Origin of the sequence: Micromonospora sp. NPDC047670, from assembly GCF_043204915.1 — a bacterium.
GTDB lineage: Bacteria > Actinomycetota > Actinomycetes > Mycobacteriales > Micromonosporaceae > Micromonospora.
This window is the reverse complement of record NZ_JBIDDA010000002.1, coordinates 350221-365322: the sequence shown is the minus strand read 5'-3', so window position 1 is coordinate 365322 and position 15102 is coordinate 350221. Positions and strand designations below refer to the sequence as shown.

Annotated in this window: 16 protein-coding genes; all 16 read right to left on the bottom strand. The window is 74.5% G+C overall.

Annotation, left to right across the window (positions count from 1 at the left end):
* Positions 1-5 precede the first annotated feature (5 nt).
* A complete protein-coding gene (locus ACGF7U_RS06275; protein WP_393103526.1) occupies positions 6-1028 on the bottom strand; it encodes a hypothetical protein in 1023 nt (340 codons plus the stop codon).
* Positions 1029-1070: 42 nt separating this feature from the next.
* Complete coding sequence (locus tag ACGF7U_RS06270) at positions 1071-2012, bottom strand: RluA family pseudouridine synthase (protein WP_393103524.1); 942 nt, start codon at positions 2010-2012, stop codon at positions 1071-1073.
* Positions 2009-2620 (bottom strand): signal peptidase II, encoded by a 612-nt coding sequence (gene lspA / locus ACGF7U_RS06265; protein ID WP_393103522.1) that lies wholly within the window; start codon positions 2618-2620, stop codon positions 2009-2011. Before lspA ends, ACGF7U_RS06270 begins: the two co-directional genes overlap by 4 nt.
* 66 nt (positions 2621-2686) lie before the next feature.
* Positions 2687-3106, bottom strand: a complete 420-nt coding sequence (locus ACGF7U_RS06260) for a TraR/DksA family transcriptional regulator (RefSeq protein ID WP_393103520.1) — start codon at positions 3104-3106, stop codon at positions 2687-2689.
* A gap of 223 nt (positions 3107-3329) precedes the next feature.
* Positions 3330-4829, bottom strand: coding sequence for a potassium/proton antiporter (locus ACGF7U_RS06255; protein WP_393103518.1), 1500 nt, complete (start codon positions 4827-4829; stop codon positions 3330-3332).
* A gap of 22 nt (positions 4830-4851) precedes the next feature.
* The gene (locus ACGF7U_RS06250) at positions 4852-5151 is read right to left on the bottom strand and encodes a DUF167 domain-containing protein (RefSeq protein WP_393103516.1); all 300 of its coding nucleotides are present in this window, start codon (positions 5149-5151) and stop codon (positions 4852-4854) included.
* A 13-nt stretch (positions 5152-5164) separates the two neighbouring features.
* A complete protein-coding gene (locus tag ACGF7U_RS06245; protein WP_393103514.1) occupies positions 5165-5776 on the bottom strand; it encodes a hypothetical protein in 612 nt (203 codons plus the stop codon).
* 75 nt (positions 5777-5851) lie between these two features.
* Entirely contained in the window at positions 5852-6652 is an 801-nt protein-coding gene (locus ACGF7U_RS06240) for a DivIVA domain-containing protein (protein ID WP_393103512.1), read from the bottom strand.
* A gap of 44 nt (positions 6653-6696) precedes the next feature.
* Positions 6697-7002 carry a YggT family protein gene (locus ACGF7U_RS06235; RefSeq protein ID WP_393103510.1) on the bottom strand — a complete coding sequence of 102 codons (306 nt, stop codon included), beginning with the start codon at positions 7000-7002 and terminating at the stop codon, positions 6697-6699.
* 30 nt (positions 7003-7032) lie between these two features.
* Positions 7033-7728, bottom strand: coding sequence for a cell division protein SepF (locus ACGF7U_RS06230; protein WP_393103508.1), 696 nt, complete (start codon positions 7726-7728; stop codon positions 7033-7035).
* Positions 7729-7922: 194 nt separating this feature from the next.
* Positions 7923-8669: a YggS family pyridoxal phosphate-dependent enzyme gene (locus tag ACGF7U_RS06225; protein ID WP_393103506.1), complete on the bottom strand. Its 747-nt coding sequence runs from the start codon at positions 8667-8669 to the stop codon at positions 7923-7925.
* A gap of 9 nt (positions 8670-8678) precedes the next feature.
* Entirely contained in the window at positions 8679-9797 is a 1119-nt protein-coding gene (ftsZ, locus tag ACGF7U_RS06220; RefSeq protein ID WP_393103504.1) for a cell division protein FtsZ, read from the bottom strand.
* 253 nt (positions 9798-10050) lie between these two features.
* Positions 10051-10866 carry a cell division protein FtsQ/DivIB gene (locus tag ACGF7U_RS06215; RefSeq protein ID WP_393103502.1) on the bottom strand — a complete coding sequence of 272 codons (816 nt, stop codon included), beginning with the start codon at positions 10864-10866 and terminating at the stop codon, positions 10051-10053.
* Positions 10863-12416, bottom strand: coding sequence for a UDP-N-acetylmuramate--L-alanine ligase (gene murC / locus ACGF7U_RS06210; RefSeq protein ID WP_393103500.1), 1554 nt, complete (start codon positions 12414-12416; stop codon positions 10863-10865). The genes ACGF7U_RS06215 and murC overlap by 4 nt, the downstream gene beginning before the upstream one ends.
* 31 nt (positions 12417-12447) lie before the next feature.
* Positions 12448-13554 (bottom strand): undecaprenyldiphospho-muramoylpentapeptide beta-N-acetylglucosaminyltransferase, encoded by a 1107-nt coding sequence (murG, locus tag ACGF7U_RS06205; RefSeq protein WP_393103498.1) that lies wholly within the window; start codon positions 13552-13554, stop codon positions 12448-12450.
* Positions 13554-14966, bottom strand: coding sequence for an FtsW/RodA/SpoVE family cell cycle protein (locus ACGF7U_RS06200; protein WP_393104137.1), 1413 nt, complete (start codon positions 14964-14966; stop codon positions 13554-13556). The genes murG and ACGF7U_RS06200 overlap by 1 nt, the downstream gene beginning before the upstream one ends.
* Positions 14967-15102: the final 136 nt, after the last annotated feature.

Below are 15102 nucleotides of genomic sequence, written 5' to 3'. Positions count from 1 at the left end.
CACCGTCACCCGGCGGGCGCCCCGGTACCGCCGGCGGTGGCGTCTGCCGAGGTCGGCGGGGTTTGCGACGGGACTCGCCCAGGTGCCGGGCGGACGGGAGCGGGTGACGAATCCGTCACCTGGGGTGCGGGTTCCGACGTTTCGCCCACCGTCGGGGCCGGCGTCGCGGCGCCCGGCGTGCCGTGGTCCGGGCCCCCGGCCGTCGGTTCCGGGGCGAGACCGGCGTCGGCGGGCGGGTGCGCGACCTCCCGCTGCTCGGGCAGTGGCGGCGTGAAGACGGTCCGGTCGAGCCGGCTGACCTCGGGTGCCGGGTCGACCGCCCGCACCTCGGGCCGGGCGGCCACGCCGCGCAGCGCCACCGGCTCGGCGCGGACCACCGCGGCGTAGAGGCAGGCGCAGCCGGTGCGGTACGCGGCCGCCTCCGCCGCCGCCACCTCGGCGCCGCTGTCGTACACCCGCCGCAGCTCGCGGTCGGCCTGCCCGCCGCCGGCCAGCGCGGCGGCCCGGGCGCGGTAGTCGGCGGCCTCCCCGTCCTTGCGGGCGGCGAGCTCGGCCATCCCGGCGACGACGTCGTCGGGGACCCGCTGCGCCGGAATGCGGACGATCTCGGTCTGCCGGTCGGCGAGCGGCACCCGCCCGAACACGGCGGCGAGCGGCACGTCGCCGAAGACCGCCGCCGCCCGCTGCGGGGTCAGGTAGGACGAGAGGGACACCAGGGCGTACGTCCCGTCGCCGGCCGGGGCGGCGGGCCGCAGCGCGGCCAGGTCGACGGCGGCGGCGCGCACGTAGCCGGGGATCGAGTCGCCGTCGGCGACCCCGACCCGGGTCACCTCGCCGACCGTCCGGTCGCCGGTCGGCCGGTCGTCGGCGGCCCAGCCGGCGGCGAGCAGCACGGCGGCGCAGGAGAGCAGCGCGGCCGTGGTGAGCACCCGCGGCCGGCTGGGGCCGTCGCCGAGCCGGGTCACGGTGCCGGCCAGCCGGGGCGGCAGTCGCTCGTCCCACCGCCGCAGCAGGTCACCGGCGCGCACGGGTGCGGCCCTCCTCGTCGAATCGTCTTGCCGGGACGACGCTCAGTCGCGGAGGATCTCGAGCGCCCGGCCCAGGTCGTCAGGGTAGTCGCTGACGAAGCGCACCTCGTCCCCCGTCCGGGGGTGCAGGAAGCTCAACGAGCGGGCGTGCAGCCACTGTCTGGTCAGGCCCAGGCGGGCGGAGAGGGTGGGGTCCGCCCCGTACGTCAGGTCGCCGACGCACGGGTGCCGCAGCGTGGAGAAGTGCACCCGGATCTGGTGGGTGCGGCCGGTCTCCAGCCGGACGTCGACCAGGCTCGCCGCCGGGAACGCCTCCACCGTGTCGTAGTGGGTGATGCTCGGCTTGCCACCGGAGACCACCGCCCAGCGGTAGTCGTGGGTCGGGTGCCGGTCGATCGGGGCGTCGATGGTGCCGCGCAGCGGATCTAGGTGCCCCTGCACCACGGCGTGGTAGCGCTTCTCCACCTCGCGGTACTTGAACGCCCGCTTCAGCGAGGTGTACGCCTGCTCGCTCTTGGCCACCACCATGATGCCGGTGGTGCCCACGTCGAGCCGGTGCACCACGCCCTGCCGCTCGGCGGCGCCGCTGGTGGAGATGCGGTGCCCGACGGCGGCCAGCGCGCCGATCACGGTGGGGCCGGTCCAGCCGGGGCTCGGGTGGGCGGCGACCCCGACCGGCTTGTCCACCACCACGATGTCGTCGTCGGCGTACACCACCCGCAGCCCGGGCACCGCCTGCGGCACCACCGCGGGCGGGGCGGCCGGCGCGGGCAGGGTCACCTCCAGCCAGGAACCCGCCTTGACCTTGTAGGAGTTGGCCCGGGCGACCCCGTCGACCAGCGCGTCGCCGGCGTCGACCAGAGCCGCGGCGGCGGTGCGGGAGAGCCCGAACAGCCGCGACACGGCCTGGTCGAGCCGGGTGCCGTCGAGGCCGTCGGGCACGGGCAGGGAGCGGTGGTCGCCGGCGGCGAAGGCGGAGGTCATGCCCGCCCCCGCTGCCCCGCGCCGGCCTGCGCCGCCGACTTCGCCGCCTCGTCCCTGCCGATCCGGCTGCCGTCGCGCTGGCGGCCCGTCAGCTCGAGCGCGACGGCGAGCACCACGCCGCACACCAGGGCGCTGTCGGCCAGGTTGAACACCGGCCAGACCCGCCCGTACGGGTCGAAGAGGCTGACCATGTCCACCACGTGCCCGACGAACCAGCCCGGGGCGCGGAAGATCCGGTCGGTGAGGTTGCCCAGCGCCCCGCCCAGCACCAGCCCCAACGAGACCGCCCACGGCAGCGAGCGCAGCCGCAGGGCCATCCAGAGGATCCAGCCGACCACGCCGATGGTGATCAGCGGGAAGACCCAGGTGTGGTCGGCGCCGATGCTCCAGGCCGCGCCGCTGTTGCGGGTGAGGCTGAGGTAGACCGCGCCGCCGAGCAGCTCGACCGGTTCCCGGTCCTCCAGGGCGGCCAGGGCGAGGTGCTTGGTGACCAGGTCGGCCGCCAGGGCGGTCAGCGCGACCCCGAGCAGGATGGTGACGGCCCGGCGGCGCGGTGTGCCGCCTCCCGGCTCAGCGTCGCCGGACCCGGCGGACGGTGCTTCGGACATCTGCTCCCCATCGACGCTCGCGGCGGCGCTGGCGCGTCGCCTCCCATGGCCGCCGGGGAGTGGGCCTCAGCGCCGCTCCTCCAGCTGCTTGCACGTCACGCAGAGGGTGGCCGACGGGAAGGCGGCGAGCCGCTCCACCGGAATCGGGTTGCCGCACCGCGCGCACCAACCGTATCCACCCTCGTCGAGCCGCTCCAACGCCCGCTCGACCTGCGTGATCCGTTCCAGGATGTTGTTGGCGAGGGAGATCTCCTGCTCCCGCTCGAACGTCTTGGTCCCGGTGTCGGCCTGGTCGTCCCCGGCCGAGTCGGTCAGCCGGTCGCGCTGCAGCTCGGTGATCTCGCTCAGCGTCTGATCGTACTCGGCGCGCAACTCGTCGCGCCGCGCCGCCAGGGCCGCCCGGATCTTCTCGGTCTCCGCCGCGCTGCGGGTGGCCTTCGCCACCGGCTTGCGGCCGGCGGTCCTGGTCTCGGCTGGCTTCGCCATCGTCGCTCCCTCGGCCGCGGAGCCGCGGGGTCCGCGGCGCCTGGACAGGGGCCGCCGGCATCGGCGGCACCCCAGGTACGAAAGGGGCGCGCGGCGACGTGGCCGCGCACTCCGGAGATTCGCAAGAATACGGAACGTACAGGCGTCCGACAACGTGCCGCACCGACGCACCGCCGCTCGGCCCCGAGTTATGACTTACCGGGACAAAGGGAACGCTAGCAGATCAAGCGGTGCGATCCTCGCCGTACTCGCCAAACCAGCGGGCCAGCCGGCCGCGCCGGCTCACCGCCCGCAGCCGCCGCTCCGCCTCGTCGCGCACCCCGGCGGTCGCCACGATCAGGAAACTGTCGCCGGTCTTCAGCCGGAAGTCCGGGCCGGGCACGACGCCCACCCCGTCCCGCAGCACCAGCGTCACCGACGCCCCCAGCGGCAGCCGCAGCTCGTCGACGTGCACCCCGGCCAGCCGCGAACCGGGCGGCACCTCGACCTGGAGCAGGTCGGCGCGCATCCGCTCCAGCGGGGCGGTCTCCACCCGGATCTCCGCCGCCTCGGCCGGGGCGGTGACCCGCAGCCAGCGGGCCACCGGGTCGAGGGTGCCCGCCTGCAACAGCGTGAAGATCACCACAAGGACGAAGACCGAGTCGAAGAGGCGGTCGGCACCGGGCACCCGCTCCGACAGCGGGATGGTGGCGAGCACGATCGGCACCGCCCCGCGCAGCCCCGCCCAGGACAGGAACGCCTGCTCGCGCAGGCCGAACCGGAACGGCAGCGCGGAGGCCGCCACCGACAGCGGCCGGGCCAGCAGCACCAGCGCCAGCCCGGCGACCACCGCCGGCAGCACCGCCGAGCCCAGCCGGCTCGGCGTGACGAGCAATCCGAGCAGCACGAACAGCCCGATCTGCGCCAGCCAGGCCAGCCCGTCGGCGAAGCCCAGGATCGCCTGCCGGTGCGGCAGCCGGGCGTTGCCGAGGATCACCCCCGCCACGTAGACGGCGAGGAAACCCGAGGCGTGCAGCACCGCGCCCGCGGCGTAGGCGAGCACGGTCAGCCCGACCGCCGCGATCGGGTAGAGCCCCGCCGACGGCAGGGCGGCGTGCCGCAGCGCCCACCGCCCGCCGACGCCGGCCGCGAACCCGACGGCCGCGCCGACGCCCAGCTCGTAGCTGACCAGGGCGGTCTCGTACCACCACGGGTGGGTGACCCCCTCCCGGGACAGCAGCACCACCAGCAGCACGACCGGGGCGTCGTTCATCCCCGACTCGGCCTCCAGGGTGGCCACCAGGCGGGGCGGCAGGCGCAGCCGGCGCAGCGTGGCGAAGACCGCCGCGGCGTCGGTGGAGGAGAGCACCGCGCCGTAGAGCAGGGCCAGCCGCCAGTCCAGCCCGAGCAGCAGGTGCACGGCGAGGCCGACGACCAGGATGCTGACCACCACGCCGACCGTGGAGAGCAGGGCGGCGAGCCCGAGCACCGGGCGCAGCGTGCTCCACCGGGCGGTCAGCCCGCCCTCGGCGATGATCACGATGAGCGCGCAGAAGCCGAGGGTGCGGGTCAGCTCGGCGTCGTCGAAGCGGATGCCCAGCCCGGCCTCGCCGATCGCCACCCCGAGCGCCAGGTAGACCAAGAGGCTCGGCACGCCGAGCCGCGTGGAGAGCCGCACCGCCCCGACCGCCACCAGCAGTACCGCCGCGCCGAGCAGTAGCGCGAGATCGAGCCCCGGCGTCACGGCCGCCTGGCCCGGGCGTGCGTCACCCGGCGGCCCCGTCGCGCAGCCGGCGCAGCGCCTCGGTCAGCTCCGGGGCGGAACCGTCTACCGCGAAGAGCTTGTCGCGGCTGGCCGCGCCGGCCCGCAGCGACACCGCGGCGGGTCGTACGCCCAACGCTCCGGCCAACGCCCGCCGGGCCGCCTCGGTGGCCCGGCCGTCGACGGCCGGCGCGTTCACCGCGACGACCAGGGCGGGCCCGTGCGGGCCGTCGAAGCAGCCCCCGACGCGGGCGCGGGCGGAGCCGGGCTTCACCCGCACCGCCACGGTCAGCGAGTCGTCCATCGGGACCGGCCGCTCAGATCCGGCCGGCGTCGGCGAGCAGGGCGGTGTCGGGCGCGCAGTGGGCGCACGGAGTGAAGCCCAGCTCGACGGCCTCGGCGACCGGCAGCGGCTCGTGCTCGCGGCCCACGAGGTGGGCGCAGTCGGCGAGGTGGTAGCGGGGGCGCCCGTCCACCACCCACACCTCCGCGTCGAGGCGGGCCACCCGGGCGGCCTCGGCCGGCGTGACGTCCTGCGCGGCCGGTTCGTCTTCGCCCGGCACCCCGACCATCCCGGGCCCGGCGGTTCGGGCTCCGACGTCGGCCACCGGCGGCTCGGGTGGTTGCCGCCACCCGGGACCGCCGGCGTCGACAGTCGGAGGAACGTGCTGAACGGGGATCTCCGGCTCCACCGGCGACCCGTACGCGAAGGCCGGGTCGGCCGGTCGGGCCGCCGTGCGCGACGGCCGCCGTGGCTGCTCCGCCGCCACCCGGTCGGCGGCCGCCTGGCGGGCGCCCACGACCAACGCGACGGCGGCCAGCAGGCTGGCCGCGATGGACACGACGAGAAGAACGCTGGAGCCGCCGGCAAGGCCGGCCACCAACAGCACCACCGCGACGAGGATGAGCAGGAGACTCGCGACTATCACGGCTCACCCCCGCCGCGTCGAACCGATGAGGGGAGGTCGGCGGCCGTCACGGTGCGGACGGCCGCCGACCGGTGATCAGCGACCGGATTCGAGGGCGCCGGAGCGACCGCTGCCGTAGGAGCCGGCGAGACCGGCGGTGGCGAGGCCGTTGCCGCCGGTTGCCCGGCTGCCCTCGCCGCGGGTGATCTCCGCCTCCAGGCCCTGGCCGCGGCCGTCGAGGTCGCGCAGCTGGCTCTCCAGGTAGGCCTTGAGGCGGGTGCGGTACTCGCGCTCGAACTGCTTGAGCTCCTCGATGTGCTTCTGCAGCGCGGTGCGCTTGGCGTCGAGGCCGCCCATGGCCTCCTGGTGCCGCTGGCGCGCGTCACGCTCGAGGGCGTCGGCCTTGGCACGGGCCTCGCGGGTGACCTCCTCGGCCTTGGAACGGGCCTCGGAGAGCAGCTGGTCGGCCTCGCGACGGGCGTCGGAGACGTGGTCGTCGGCGGTCCGCTGGGCCATCATCAGCACCCGCAGCGCCTGCTGCTCGCCGTCACCGGCGACCGCCGGCCCACCGGCCGAACGGACCTGCTCCAGCTCCGCCTGCATCGCCCGGGCGGCCTGCTCGGCCGCCGCCTTGTCGCGCTGCACCCGGTCGAGCTGGGCCTTGACGTCGTTGAGCTCCGCCGCGAGACGGGCGTCGCCGCCGGGGCCGGCGGGGGCGCCACCACGGCCGCCGCGCTCCACCTGGGCGCGCAGCTCGTTGTTCTCCTCGATGAGACGGGCAAGCTCGCGCTCGACCTCGTCCAGGAAGGCGTCGACCTCCTCCTCGTCATACCCCCGCTTGCCGATCGGCGGCTTTTTGAAGGCGACGTTGTGGACGTCGGCCGGGGTCAGCGGCATCGAAACTCCTCGGGTCAGTTGCGGCCGCGAAAGCGCGTCGGTCATCAGACAAGGCTCATGATCGACCGCCTCAACACGAACTCCATCAGCACGAACAGGATAACCAGGAGCACAAGTGAGGCCAGGTCGATGCTCACGGTACCAATTCGCAACGGAGGGATCACACGCCTCAACGCGTTGAGGGGGGGATCAGTGACGCTCCACACGATTTCCAGCCCCACCGATGCACCGCGCCCCGGCTGCCAGCGTCGGCCGTACTGCAGGACGGCGCTCAGGACGAAGCGGGCGAGCAGGGTGATGAGGAAGACATAGAGCACCAGATACAGCACTTGCAGCACGATCGACAACACGACAGGCGACGTCCCTCGGGTCGGGCGGGGCTAGCTCAGGCTGAAGAAGCCGCCCTCGGCGATCTTGGCCTTGTCCTCCGCGGTGACCTGGACGTTGGCCGGTGAGAGCAGGAACACCCGATTGGTCACGCGCTCGATCGTACCGCGCAGGCCGAACGCGAGGCCGGCGGCGAAGTCGACAAGTCGACGCGCGTCCGCCTCGTCCATCTCGGTGAGGTTGATGATCACCGGGACGCCGTCGCGGAAGTGCTCGCCGATGGTGCGCGCCTCGCGGTAGGTGGTCGGGTGCAGCGTGGTGATCTGGTAACGCTGTTCCTCCTCGGCGACCACCGCCCGCTCCCGCGGCTGCGTCTGCGGCGCCAGGGCCAGGTTGTCGCGGGTGTGGTAGGTCAGCGCCCCGGAGGTCTCGCCGGCGGTCGGCCGGGTGATGGAGCGGACGCTGGACCGCTCCGCCCGCTCCGCGCGGTCGGCGTCGGCCCGCTCGGCCTCCGCCGCGCGGGAGGCGGCCCGCTCGGAGAGCCGACCACGGTCGCCGAGCCGGGACCGGGGCGCCGGCGGCTCCTCGGAGTCGTCCTCGTCGTCGTCCGCGAACTCCTCCGAGTACCGGCTCTGCCGGTAACGCGAATCGCGGTAGCCACCCTTGTCGTAGCCACCGTCGTCGTAGGCCCGCTCGTCGTCCTCTTCGACCAGACCGAGCCAGACCCCCGCCTTGCGCAGTGCACCCATCCCGCGCCCTTCCCGTCCGCCGTGCGGCACGCGCCCCCGTGCCGTGTCGCTTGTCGCGAGTGGACCACTTCTGCCCACCGGACCGGTACGGCAATCCCCTGGCGCGCGATTCGCGTCGCGCGCCACGACCCCCGACAACGGGATGCCGCACCTACCAAACAACACAGATGTAATTTGCTTCTCTCGCGGTCAGGCTACCGCAGCGTGGGACGCATTCCGAGCAACGCGCTGCCCACGCGGACATGTGTCGCGCCGTACCGGATGGCGATCTCGAGGTCGCCGCTCATGCCGGCGGAGAGCGCGACGGCTCCCGGGTGGACCGTCCGGAACCCGGCGGCCACCTCGGCCAGCCGGGCGAACGCCCGCTCCGGCTCCCAGCCCAACGGCGCCACCGCCATCAGGCCGACCAGCCGCAGGGCGTCCGCGCCGGCGACCACCTCGGCCACCGGGTCGAGCCCGGCGTCCGGGTCGGCCGAGCCCGGCAGCGCTCCGCCCCGGGCCGCGTCGCCGTCGATACTGACCTGGACCAGCACGTCCAGCGGCCGCTCCCGCGCGGCGGCCGACGCCGTGTCCAGCGCCCGCGCCAGCCGTACGCTGTCGACGGAGTGGACCACGTCGGCGTAGCGGACCACCGACCGGGCCTTGTTGCGCTGCAACTGCCCGATGAAGTGCCACCGGGGCGTCGCCCCGGCCGCGGCCACCTCGGCCGCCTTGGGCGCCGCCTCCTGGTCGCGGTTCTCCCCCACGTCGGTCACGCCGAGCCCGGCCAGGGCCACCACGTCCCCGGCCGGATAGGTCTTGGTCACCGCGACCATGGTGACCTCGGAGGTGTCCCGTCCGGCGTCGGCGCACGCCTGCGCGATCCGGGACCGTACGCGGGCCAGGCCGGCCGCGAGTTCGGCACGCCGGTCGGGGCGTACCGTGGCTGGGCTGTCGGTCATCGGCGGGGCTCAGGAACCGTTCTTGAGGAAGTCGGGCACGTCGACGTCGTCGAAGAGCACCCGGCGGGGCGACTGCTGCGGGGCCGGCATGGTGGCCGGCGGCGCGACCGGCGGGTTGGGCTGCGCCGGCTGGTTCTGGTTGGTCTTGCGGGCCGCCGGCTCGGCCGCCTTGTACGCCGGCGCGCCGCCGTCGAAGCCCGCCGCGATGACGGTGACCCGCACCTCGTCGCCGAGGGCGTCGTCGATGACCGCGCCGAAGATGATGTTGGCGTCCGGGTGGGCCGCGTCGGTGACGAGCTGGGCCGCGTCGTTGATCTCGAACAGGCCCAGGTCCGACCCGCCGGCGATGGAGAGCAGCACGCCGCGCGCGCCGTCCATGCTCTGCTCCAGCAGCGGGCTGGAGATGGCCGCCTCGGCCGCCTCGACGGCCCGGTTCTCGCCCCGGGCGCTGCCGATGCCCATCAGCGCGCTGCCCGCCCCGCTCATGACGCTCTTGACGTCGGCGAAGTCCAGGTTGATCAGACCCGGCGTGGTGATCAGGTCGGTGATGCCCTGGACACCGGAGAGGAGCACCTGGTCGGCGGTGCGGAACGCGTCCATCATGCTGATGTTGCGGTCGCCCAGCGCCAGCAGCCGGTCGTTGGGGATGACGATCAGCGTGTCGCACTGGTTGCGCAGCTCGTCTATCCCGGACTCGGCCTGCACCTGACGGCGCTTGCCCTCGAAGGAGAACGGTCGGGTCACCACGCCGATGGTCAGCGCGCCGAGCTTGCGCGCGATGTTCGCCACCACGGGCGCGCCGCCGGTGCCGGTGCCGCCGCCCTCGCCGCAGGTCACGAAGACCATGTCGGCGCCCTTGAGCACCTCCTCGATCTCGTCGCGGTGGTCCTCGGCGGCGTTCTTGCCGACGTCGGGGTTGGCGCCCGCGCCGAGCCCGCGGGTCAGCTCGCGGCCGACGTCGAGCTTGACGTCGGCGTCGCTCATCAGCAGCGCCTGCGCGTCGGTGTTGATCGCGATGAACTCGACGCCCTTGAGCCCAACCTCGATCATCCGGTTGACGGCGTTGACGCCGCCGCCACCGATGCCGACGACCTTGATGACCGCCAGGTAGTTGTGCGGAGGTGTCATCCTCGGTCCTTTCCCTTCGAGATTGGCATGGGCCGACCGGGTACGGCTTGGCCAGACCAGCGGCCGACGACAGCTGTCACCAGCGAGGATCAGGATCAAACCCTCACCCTCTACTAGAGGCTTACAGTTATGTCAACCACTGATCCCCTTCGGGGCAACGTAAGCGCCCCCACGCCGTAGGCCAAGGACCCGCCCGGCGTGTCGCCCGCGGAGCGGGACGGGTCACGTCGCGCGGGTGGGACCAGGTCACCGATCACCGCAGGGTCACGACGTCCGGCGCGCTCACGTCGATGGTGTCGGCCTCGCGGTCGAGCAGGGCGCTGGCGACCCGCGCCTTGTCCGCGCCCCGGGTCGCGTCGCCCCAGACCACCACCCGGTCGTCGCGCAGCCGGAGCTTGATCCGGGCCAGCCCCTCGACGGTCACGTCCACCAGCTCGGCGCGCAACTGCGGGGTGAGCACGGCGAGGACCTCCAGGGCGGCCCGCGTCGCCCCGTCGTCCGGCCCCGGCTCGGCGAGCCGGACCACCGGCAGGCCGTCCGGCTGCCGGGGCAGGGTCCGGAACACCACGCCCGCCCGGTCGATCACCACGAACTGCTCCCCGCGCGGCACCGCCGCCACGCCGGTGCGCTCGGTCACCCGGACCACCAGCGCGTCCGGCCAGTCCCGGGTCACCACCGCCCGCTCCACCGCCGGCAGCCCGCCGACCCGCCGCGCCGTGGCGGCCAGGTCCACCCGGGCCAGCGGGGCGCCGTCGGGCACCGCGGCCGCGTCGCGCACCTGTACCGCGCTGACCAGCTCGGCACCCTCGACCCGGACCTCGCGCACCCCGAACAGGCCGGTGCCGAGCAGCGTCCAGGCGACCAGCCCGGCCAGGCCGAGCACGCCCGCGGCGACCGCCCACGGCAGCGCGGCGCGCATCCGACGCTGCCGGGCCCGGGCCATGAACCGCCGGGTCGAGGCGGGGACGGCGTCGCTGCCGGCCCGGACGAGCTGCCATCGGCGCACCGGTCCACGCCGGCCGGCCCCGTCCGCGCCGGTGGTGCGCCCGCGCGCCGGACCGGGGCTCATCCGGCCGCGGGCGCCGCGCCGTCCGGAACCGCGCCGCCGACGGTCCCGACGCCGGGAACGGTGCCGCCGATGGTGGTCGCCCCGCCGGCCTCACCGCCGGGCGTCGTGCCCGCCGGCGCCGCCGGATCGGCGGTACGCGCCGACAGCGCGTCCAGCAGCTGGTCCCCCATCAGGGAGATCGGCGGGGCGCCCATGGTCACCACGACGTCACCGGGCCGGGCCCGCCGGGCGACCTCGGCCGGCGCGGCCTCCCACGAGTCCACGAAGACCTTGCGCTCCGCCGGCAGCGGCACCGCCTCGACGAGCGCCGCCGAGCCCTCGCCGGGCTGGCGCAGCTCACCCGGGCCGAAGACCTCCAGCAGCACCAGCTCGTCGGCGATGCCCAGCGCCTCGGCGATCTCCGCCTGCAGGTCGCGGGTGCGGTAGAGCCGGTAGGGCTGGAACACCACGATCAGCCGGCCGTCGCCGGCCACCTCGCGCAGCGTCTGCAACGCCAGCGTCATCGAGGTCGGGTGGTAGGCGTACTCGTCGTAGACGAGCACGTCGTCCGCGACACCCTTGCGCTCGAAGCGCCGCCGCACGCCGGGAAACGCCGCGAGCGCGGCCTCGGCCGCCTCCAGCGGCAGCTCCAGCAGGTACGCGGCGAGCACCGCCGAGGCGCTGTTGAGCCCCATGTGCCGCCCCGGCACGGGGAGGCGGAACTCGCCCAGCGACCGGCCGTCGATGCTCGCCAGGTAGCGGACCCCGCGGGCCGAGGACGCGATCTCGGTCAGCCGCAGGTCGGCGTCGGCGGCCTCGCCGTACGTGTGCACGCGCCGGCCCTCCGCGCGCAGCGTCTCGGCCAGCCGCCGACCGCCGGCGTCGTCGGCGCAGGTGATGATGAAGCCGTCCGGGTCGGTGAGCCGGGCGAACTCGGCGAAGGCCGCCTCCAGGTTGGCGAGGTCGCCGTAGGTGTTGAGGTGGTCGGCCTCGACGTTGGTGATGATCGAGACGTACGGGCGGTAGATGAGGAAGGAGCGGTCGCTCTCGTCCGCCTCGACCACGAAGTACTCGCCCGTGCCGTGGTGGGCGCCCGAGCCGACCTCGGAGATCTCCCCGCCGATCACGAAGGACGGGTCCTGCCCGGCCTGCTGGAGCACCATGGTGACCATCGAGGTGGTGGTGGTCTTGCCGTGGGTGCCGGCGACCGCGACCGTCCGGCGGCCCGTCATCGCCGCGGCCAGGGCCTCCGAGCGGTGCAGCACGCGCAGGCCGCGCCGGCGCGCCTCCACCATCTCCAGGTGGTCCTGCGGGATCGCCGAGGAGTAGACGACCGTGTCGACGCCGTCGAGGTTGGACGCGTCGTGGCTCATGTGGATCGTGCCGCCGAGGGCGCGCATGCCGGCCAGGGAGGGCCACTCCCGCAGCTCGCTGCCGGAGACCCGGAGGCCCCGGGTCAGGAAGAGCCGGGCCAGCCCGCTCATGCCGACCCCGCCGACGCCGATCAGGTGGATCGTGCCCAGGTCCTCCGCGGTGAGCGTGCCTGCCGGGGTGAACTGTGCGGTGTTCATGCCGAGTACCTTCCCGTCGCGGTGCGCCCACTCATCGGGCCACCGCCTCGTAGACGAAGTTGAGCAGGGCCTCGTCGCCGTCGCGGCGCCCGTACGCGGCCGCGGCGGCGCCCATCGCGGCGAGCCGGTGCGGGTCGCGGATCAGCGGGATGACGGTCCGCTCGACCCAGTCGGGGGTCAGCTCGGCGTCGTCGACGAGCAGCCCGCCGCCGGCCTCCACCACGGGCAGCGCGTTGCGCTTCTGCTCCTGGTTGCTGTGCGGGTAGGGCACGTAGATGGTGGGCAGCCCGATCGCGGCCACCTCGGCGCAGGTCATCGCCCCGCCGCGGCCCAGCATCAGGTCGGCGGCGGCGTAGCCGGCCTCCATCTCGGACAGGTACGGCAGCGTCACGTACGGGACCGGCAGGTCGGTGGGGACCGGCACCGGCTCGTTGCGGGCGCCGATGACGTGCAGCACCTGCACCCCGTTGCGGGCGAGTTCCTTCGCCGCCCCGGCCACCGCCAGGTTGATCGAGCGGGCGCCCTGCGAGCCCCCGGCGACGAAGAGCACCGGCAGGTCGGGGCGGAGCCCGAAGTGGGCCCGCGCCGCGTTGCGCATGGCGACCCGGTCCAGCCCGGCGATGCCCCGGCGCAGCGGCACGCCGACCACCCGGGCGTCGCGCAGCGCCTCCGCCTGGGCCGGCTGGTGCGGGAAGCCGACCGCCACGTGCCGGGTGAACTTCATCCCGAGTCGGTTGGCCACGCCCGGCGGCACGTTCACCTCGTGGATCACGATCGGCAGCTCGCGCCGCCAGGCGGCCAGGTAGGCCGGCACCGAGACGTACCCGCCGAAGCCCACGACCACGTCGGCGCGCACCTCGTCGATCACCTTGCCCGCGGCGCGGGCCGCGGTCCACATCCGGCCCGGGGTCTTGACCAGGTTCATGTTGACCGACCGGGGCAGCTGGTAGGCCGGGATCTGCCGCAGGTCGTAGCCCTGCGGCGGGATCAGCTCGTTCTCCAGGCCCTTCGGTGTGCCCAGGCAGGTGATCCGGACGCCGGGGTCGTGTCGGCGCAGGCAGTCGGCGAAGGCGAGCAGCGGGTAGATGTGCCCCCCGGTGCCACCTCCCGCGAGCACCACCGAACGCAGCGGACCCATCAACGTCTCCTCTCGTCCGCCGACCCGCGGCGGGTCCGGGCGAGCCGGACCCCGCGCGGTGCGGCCTGGTCGTCGGGCCGCCGCTCCCGCGCCCGGGGCACGGACCCACGGGCAGCCGGGGGCGACGCCGGGCGGCGACGCCGCCCGGGAAGCGGCGGCAACGGGGCCCAGAGTAGTCGGACCCATCGGGCCGGCGGACGGGCATGCAGCGCTCTGGCGGCGTCGGGTTCCGCGCGGGCGAACGAGGCCAGCATCCCGATCGCGGCGAGCGTGACGACCAGGGCGCTGCCGCCGTCGGAGATGAACGGCAGCGGCAGGCCGGTGATCGGCAGCAGCCCGACCACGCCGCCGATGTTGATCACGGCCTGGCTGACCAGCCAGGTGGTCACCGCCGCGGCGGCGAGCCGGCGGAACGGGTCCTCGACCCGCCGGGCGATCCGCAGCCCGGTGTAGGCCAGCACGGCGAACAGGCTGAGCACCACCACGCAGCCGACCACGCCCAGTTCCTCGGCGATGATCGCGAAGATGAAGTCGTTGTGCGCCTCCGGCAGCCAGCCGAACTTCAGGCTGGACTTGCCGAGCCCGACGCCGAACCAGCCGCCGTGCTCGATCGCGAGTCGCCCCTGGTAGATCTGGAAGCAGCCGTCGAGCTTGCACTCGTCCGGCGCCGGCGGGTTGAAGAACGACATCAGCCGGGCGAAGCGGTAGTTCTCCTCGCCGCGCTCCCCGGAGCCCGCGCCCAGCGAGGCGACGGCGATCAGCAGGCCGACGCCGATCAGCCCGAGCACGGTGAGGGTGCCGAAGACGCGCATCCGCACCCCGGCCGCCCAGAGCAGCCCCACCACCACCGCGAGCAGGCAGAGCATCGTGCCGAGGTCGTTGTAGCCGACCAGGACGAAGAGCAGGCCGACGACGGGGAAGAGCGGGGTGGCCAGCTCGCGCCACCAGCCCAGCGCGGCGCCCTTGCGGGCGATCACGTGCGCCCCCCAGAGCACCAGGGCGAACTTCGCCAGCTCGGAGGGCTGCAGCTGGATGCCGCCGACGAAGAGCCACAGCAGCCGGGCCTCGATCGGGCCGATCCGGGCCGACTCCTGGCCGGTCAGCCGGGCGTACGCCAGCAGCAGGTTGAGCACCAGCAGCAGGCCGACGGCGGTGAACAGCAGCGGCCGGCCCAGCACCCGGTAGGTCTTGGCCGGCAGCCGCTGGCAGGCCCAGAACGCGACGATGCCGATCACCGCGAAGATCGCCTGCTTGGTGAGCGCGGCGAAGGCGTTGCCGCCCTCGGCGTACTCGCGGACGCTGGTCGCGGAGAAGACCATCGTCAGGCCGATCAGCAGCAGCAGCCCGGCGCTGGACAGCAGCAGGTAGTAGGAGGCCAGCGGGCGGTCCAGCAGGCCGCGCAGCGCGGCCAGCCCGCCCACGGCGTCCACCCCGCGCGGCGCCCGGCCGCCGGCCTCGTCCGGCCCTCGCGTGGCGGCGGGCGCGTCGCGCGTACGCGTGGCCCCGGCCGACCGCCGGGGCGTCGCCTCTGTCGTGACCTCGATGCCT